This is a genomic window from Methylophaga sp. UBA5088 (assembly GCF_002414625.1).
In the GTDB taxonomy this organism is placed as follows: domain Bacteria; phylum Pseudomonadota; class Gammaproteobacteria; order Nitrosococcales; family Methylophagaceae; genus Methylophaga; species Methylophaga marina.
Genome location: NZ_DIAC01000102.1, coordinates 1 through 6144, shown reverse-complemented (window position 1 = coordinate 6144; position 6144 = coordinate 1). Strand labels below are relative to the sequence as shown.

The 6144-nt window shown below is 45.3% G+C and carries 6 protein-coding genes; all 6 read right to left on the bottom strand.

Translation table 11 applies throughout. The features are described from left to right. The coding region (locus B4K20_RS12790; RefSeq protein ID WP_289283162.1) for an NAD(P)-dependent alcohol dehydrogenase at positions 1–920 on the bottom strand (920 nt) is incomplete at its 3' end. A gap of 209 nt (positions 921–1129) precedes the next feature. After that, on the bottom strand, positions 1130–3106 hold the full coding sequence (locus B4K20_RS12785; protein ID WP_289245435.1) for a PhoX family protein: 1977 nt from the start codon (positions 3104–3106) through the stop codon (positions 1130–1132). Positions 3107–3122: 16 nt separating this feature from the next. After that, positions 3123–3950: a TonB family protein gene (locus tag B4K20_RS12780; protein WP_284722676.1), complete on the bottom strand. Its 828-nt coding sequence runs from the start codon at positions 3948–3950 to the stop codon at positions 3123–3125. After that, on the bottom strand, positions 3943–4392 hold the full coding sequence (gene tolR / locus B4K20_RS12775) for a protein TolR (protein ID WP_284722677.1): 450 nt from the start codon (positions 4390–4392) through the stop codon (positions 3943–3945). The genes B4K20_RS12780 and tolR overlap by 8 nt, the downstream gene beginning before the upstream one ends. 7 nt (positions 4393–4399) lie before the next feature. Further along, positions 4400–5101 (bottom strand): protein TolQ, encoded by a 702-nt coding sequence (tolQ, locus tag B4K20_RS12770; protein WP_007145101.1) that lies wholly within the window; start codon positions 5099–5101, stop codon positions 4400–4402. A gap of 10 nt (positions 5102–5111) precedes the next feature. After that, on the bottom strand, positions 5112–6144 hold a 1033-nt coding region (locus B4K20_RS12765), incomplete at its 5' end, for a phytase (RefSeq protein ID WP_289283161.1).

The following is a 6144-nucleotide window of genomic DNA, read 5'->3' as shown; positions in this document are numbered from 1 at the left end:
CCACAGAAATCCAGCATTTCCTGAGTTTCTTTGATACCACCAATTAATGAGCCCGCAATGCGGCGGCGACCGAAAACCATCGGCGCTGTGTTTGGCCCTTCAATAGGACCAATCTGACCGACCATAACCAGAGTGGCATCATTATCTAATAGTGGGATGTAAGGATTAAGATCATGATTTACTGGCACGGTATCGATAATCAGATCAAAACTGGAAGCGGCAGCCGCCATTGCGTCTTCATCTTTAGATACCAAGAAGTTATGAGCGCCCAGTTCTTGCGCATCGGCTTCTTTTTTCGGTGATGTACTGATGACTGTCACATCAGCACCTAAACCAACAGCGAGTTTAATGGCCATATGACCTAAACCGCCCATGCCAACGACACCTACACGGCTACCAGGTCCGACATTCCATTCTCTCAAAGGTGAATAAGTAGTGATACCTGCACATAATAATGGCGCGGCTTTAGCCAGATCCAGATTTTCTGGCAGGCGTAATACAAATTCTTCACGAACAACGATGTGTTTGGAGTAACCACCTTGTGTCATATCATTAGTAATACGGTCTGGTGAACCATATGTCAGTGTAAAAGTATTACGACAGTATTGTTCATGGTCGTTATGGCATTCATCACATTCCTGACAGCTATCGACCATACAGCCAACAGCGACATGATCACCGACGTTATATTTGCTGACATTGCTGCCAACGGCACACACACGGCCGACTATTTCATGACCTGGCACAACAGGGTATGAAGACCCACCCCAATCATTTCTGGCAACGTGTAAATCGGAGTGACACACACCGCAATAGAGGATTTCCATTGCTACATCATTATCGCGTAATTCTCTACGTTCAAAGTGATATGGGGCGAGCGGGGTATCGGAGGAATGAGCTGCGTAACCAACAGTTTTCATAGATGTAACTCCCTTAGATAAAAGAATTAGAGGTGAAAATACTATAGACGGAACGATGAGAAACCACTTGCCTAATACTACAGCCTTTATGTGTGTTTCTACGTAAATTAAATGCTATCGTTTTAGTCATCCCAGTAATAAACACGGGGTAACTTACCTGTGTATCTATAGTGACTCAGTCACATCCACAACGTTCCAGAAATGGACGTTTAGCTGCCGATAACACCACCATCATTTTTAGTAATCAGCACCGTTGTTGAGCGTGGGCGTGTTTTACCATCAGAAGCCGGGTAGCTTAATCCTGGATGCTGGATATTAACCCACATCGCTTTGTAATCAGGACTCCAGGTAATCCCGGTCAGTTCACAGCCTCTCGGTCCAACTAAAAAGCGTTTGATTTCCTGCGTTTGCGGGTTGGCACATAACACCTGATTACAGCCCATGTTTGCCATGAACGGATCGTCGTCATCATAGTCAGTCATAATCCACAAACGGCCATCCTGATCAAAGCCTAAACCATCAGGTGAGGAGAAAATATCTCCTTGAATATTACCGACTAAATGATCGGCTACTTTGTGACCTTCAGCATCAGTGGCGTCTGGCTTCTCACCTGCAATAACGAATAATGACCAGTTGAATGAGGTAGCTGCCGGATTGGCTTGCTCCTCCATGATTTTGATTATCTGACCATGACGATTATCAGGACGTGGGTTGGCGGCATTAACAGCAAATTCTTTGCCGCGTTTATTGTTGTTGGTCAGTGACACATAAACATCCAAATTGTGCGGATTCACTGTGGCCCATTCCGGACGGTCCATGGGTGTTGCACCTAATAGATCAGCCGCAGCCCGAGCATTAACTAAAACTTCAGCCTGGCTGGGGAAACCATTTTCTGCTGTTAGCCCTTCATTACCATGTACCAATGGTAACCAACGACCCGTGCCATCATCGTTAAAACGCCCCACATACAATGTGCCTTCATCCAATATGTCTTTATTATTGTGCATCTGGGTTTTATCAAAGCGTTGAGACGGTACGAATTTATAGACATATTCACCACGAGTATCGTCACCAGAGTAAAACGCCAACTGACCATTATCTGCCAGTGAAGGTGCTACACACTCGCGGCAGAAACGACCAAAGGCTGTGCGTTTAATGGGTTTGCTTTGCGGATCAAAAGGATCAATTTCGACGACCCAACCAAAACGATTAGGCTCGTTGACGTAACCCTGATGGGGCAGTGAAGCATCCGGTGTTGCATCAAAACGCGCATCAATCGTGCTCCAGCCATAATAATTGTCGTTTTTGTCATTAGAAATGCCATAACGGTGATGAGAGACACGAGACTGGTAATCTGTTTTGTCGTGATTGAAGAAATAGTTATGCCAATTTTCTTCACAGGCCAGATAGGTACCCCACGGAGTGAAACCATTCGAGCAATTATTCAAGGTGCCGATAATTTCATTGCCATCAGGATCAGCGACTGTTTTGAATAGGTCATGACCGGCTAAGGGACCGCTGGCCTGCATCGGTGTTAATGTTGAGATACGGCGGTTATAGAGTGAGGGGTAAACGCGTTGCCATTCACCGTGACTGTCTTTTTTCACTTCAATGACACTGACACCGTGAGCCGCTTGTTCTTTTTTGACATCGTCGGGCAAACGTTTGCCATTGCCATCATAAATCAATCCATCGGTATGGATGGTGGGATTAATGTATTCATGATTGATCACCATCAAGCCACGATTATTGTTGTCGGGAAAGGCAAAAAAGTGCATGCCATCATGGTTATCACCAGCCTGTTTCAGCTGTTCCTGCCAGGTATTACTGGCATCGGCTTTCCATTTTGTTGCTCCTGTTTCCACCGGATCACCCCAGGAGAAGAAGGCTTTTGCCTGATAGCCATCCGCGACCACGACTTCATCAAATAAGGGATCGGTACGTGGCTGAATAGGCTGAAAACCAATATATGGGGCTGGGGGGATGGCATTTTCACCGGCAAAGGCAAAACGACTACCCATGCTCAGTCCTAGAAAGCCTATAACGGCGGCATTTAAACTGCCTTTTAAAACATCACGGCGTGATAACGCCATTTTATCCAGGCTTTTTTGCTCGGTGCTGTTAATAATCTCATCATCATAAGATGCCAGGCGTTGATGAAAATCTGAGTGTGTCGGCTGTGTCATGGCGAGTTATCTTCTTTTAATGAATACGGTATTCAAAGGTGTTACGAACATTCGGTACAGGTACCGCTTTTCCGTTAACCATACGAGGCGCGTAACGAAAGGTTTTGGCAGCAGCTAATGATGGCCGTTCAAACATCGGATGACAGTCAGCCAATACCTCGGGAGACTCTACACGGCCTTGTTTGTTTACGGTATATCGAACAGTGCAATCACCTTCCAGACCTTTACGCAAAGCAGTTCTGGGATAGTCCGGTACCTGTTTTTCAATCGGTTTATAGTGTTCCACAGAAAATGTTTCAGTTGCTAGCTCGGATGGATTACTTTGTGTTTTTTGTGGCACATTTTGCTTATTACTACTTGTCAGTACTGGGCTGTCAGGCAACTTTTCTGCAGGTTTTTCTTGCTTTGTCGGTTGGCTGACAGGCGGAACCGGCTTGTCTTTAAGTGGTTTTATTTGCTTTTCTATTTTCTTTTTTACAGGTGTTTTTGGTGCGGGTTTTTCTATCGGTTTGGCTATGGGGTTTTCAACGCGTTTAAAGGCCAGTTCATTTTCAACAATACTTTGTTTAGGTTTAACTTTTGGCTCGATAACAGGTTCAGGTATAACCACCGGCTTTACCTCTTCGAACACGGCTTTTTTTACCGGCTGAGGAAGTTCGACCATGCGGATATTCACTGTTTTAACGACCGGTTCATGCTGAGTCACCGGTGTCCATGAGTGAAATAATAATGCGGCAATGGCAATATGAAACAAACCTACTTCAATTAATGCAGATTTGTTTATCTCAGAGGCAGTAAACGGTTTACTTAGATAAAGTGGATCACGCATAGCTAACTCAGGCATCGGGCGACTCCGTAATCAGGCCCACATCATCGATACCCACTTGCTGTAATGCGGCAATCGCTTTTACAACTGAAGCGTAATCCGTGGCTTTATCACCACGGATAAAAAATAGCAGCTTGTCATTCTGCTGTTTAATCTGCTCTATTTTTTCGACCATGTCATCCAAGCTGACTGCTTGATCTGAGCGGGATTGAATATCGACTTCTGAACCCACATTCCAGTAATAACTGCCATCAGCAACCACCGATAAAGTCAGAATCGTTTTCTGACTATCAGTGGGTAACGCTTCCGCTGCAACCTTAGGTAATTCAAGTTTAACGCCTTGTACCAGTAGCGGAGCTGTGACCATAAAAATCACTAACAACACCAGCATCACATCGATATAAGGCACCACATTCATTTCTGCCTTCAAGGCATGTTTAGCAACCGGTTTTCTTAGCATGACGACCTCACGCAGCCTTTGCCAATGGTGCTCTGTGCATCACTCGCTGTAATCGGGTGATGAACTCATTACCAAAATGATAATAAAGCGTACTGATAGCCCCGGCGCGTTTACTCAGCTGGTTATAAGCAACCACTGCCGGGATCGCTGCAAATAAGCCGATAGCGGTGGCAATCAGGGCTTCAGCAATACCCGGGGCCACGGTGTTTAATGTCGCTTGTTCAACCTGGGACAGGCCAATAAACGAGTTCATAATGCCCCAGACCGTACCGAACAAGCCGATGTAGGGGCTGACTGAACCAATGGTAGCCAGGTAAGAAAGACCTTTTTCAAGTTCGGCTTCCTGCTCGCCAATATTCACCAGCATGGCACGTTCTACATTTTCTACCTTTTCATCCTGCGGCATAGTGGCGATATGCTGATATTTCTCATACTCCTGCCAGCCAGCCTGAAATATGGCTGGAATCGCTTTGTGTAAAGTCGCTTTTGTTGTTGCTTCAGGTAATGACGTCATATCCGCCGTTTGTCTGAATTGCTGCTGAAACAGCTTATTTTGTTTCTCCAGACGACTTAATACATTTGAACGCCACAGGATCAGATACCAGCTTACCATCGATGCCAGTACTAAAATCAGCATCACAATTTTCACTAAAACGCTGGCATCACTGACCAGACCCCAAATAGTCATTTCATGCATTGCAGTTTCCATGATTGACTCCTTATTTGCTCAGTTTAGACAGGCCGAGTTGATCAGCAATCTCTGACCAGGGCACATATTTGAAGTTTTGATTTTCCAATGGCATGCGATTGCGTCCATCCTGAACAACTAACATGCCTTGCTGCCATGGTTGGCCAAAATTGACGCTACTGACATCCAGACCATCTGTTTCTGAAACACCATCAATGCCGGATGCTGTATTAAAGCCAATACGAAATACACCGCGATAAGTGAAGGGTGGCAGAGCATCAAGCACAACATAGCTATCATTGCCCTGACTGGATATCACTAGATAATCCTGTTTGTCGTTCTGATACAAACTGATCCCTTCGATATCGTCTTTCAGATGTTCACCGACAGGCATGACCTGAGTCATCACCGTAGATTGATCGGCACGGGCATCAAGTGTCCAGACTGCTCTGTTTTCTTCACCAATAAATAAACGATCATGTTTATCATCGGCCACACAGCCTTCAGGTTGCGTGGCAACTTTAAATTCACGGACCAGTTCACCGGCAATCTTGCCTTGTTTGTCCTGCATCTGATATTGGAAAAAGCGGCCGTCTTTATCATTCACAATGGTGTAGATATCACCTTGTTTATTTTTATACATACACAGGCCATAAATATCCTGTGCCGTGGTGCTAACTTCACCCATTTCAGTGACAAGACGACTTGCTGGATCGATGGCAAACACATGCAGTGAGTTATGATCACGATTGCTGGCAACCGCTAAATCAATCTGTTTACCATTGAAATGAAAACCATGACGGACATCGACATTATTCAGTCGTCCAACAGGCAAAAATTGCTGGGTTTTGCCTTTTAAATCATAAACAACTAAACCGCCTTGTTTATCCGTACCTAATACCAGACTTTGTTCCGGGTTGGCTTTGTTGACCCAGATAGCTGGATCATCAGCCGCATCGCCTAAGCTTGGTACAGCATCGGTTTGTATTGCTGGTTTAACCAGCGGGATAGGCGGGGGCGATGTCAGCGATGTATGCGTCCATGGGGTCCTAGGGATTTTGCCT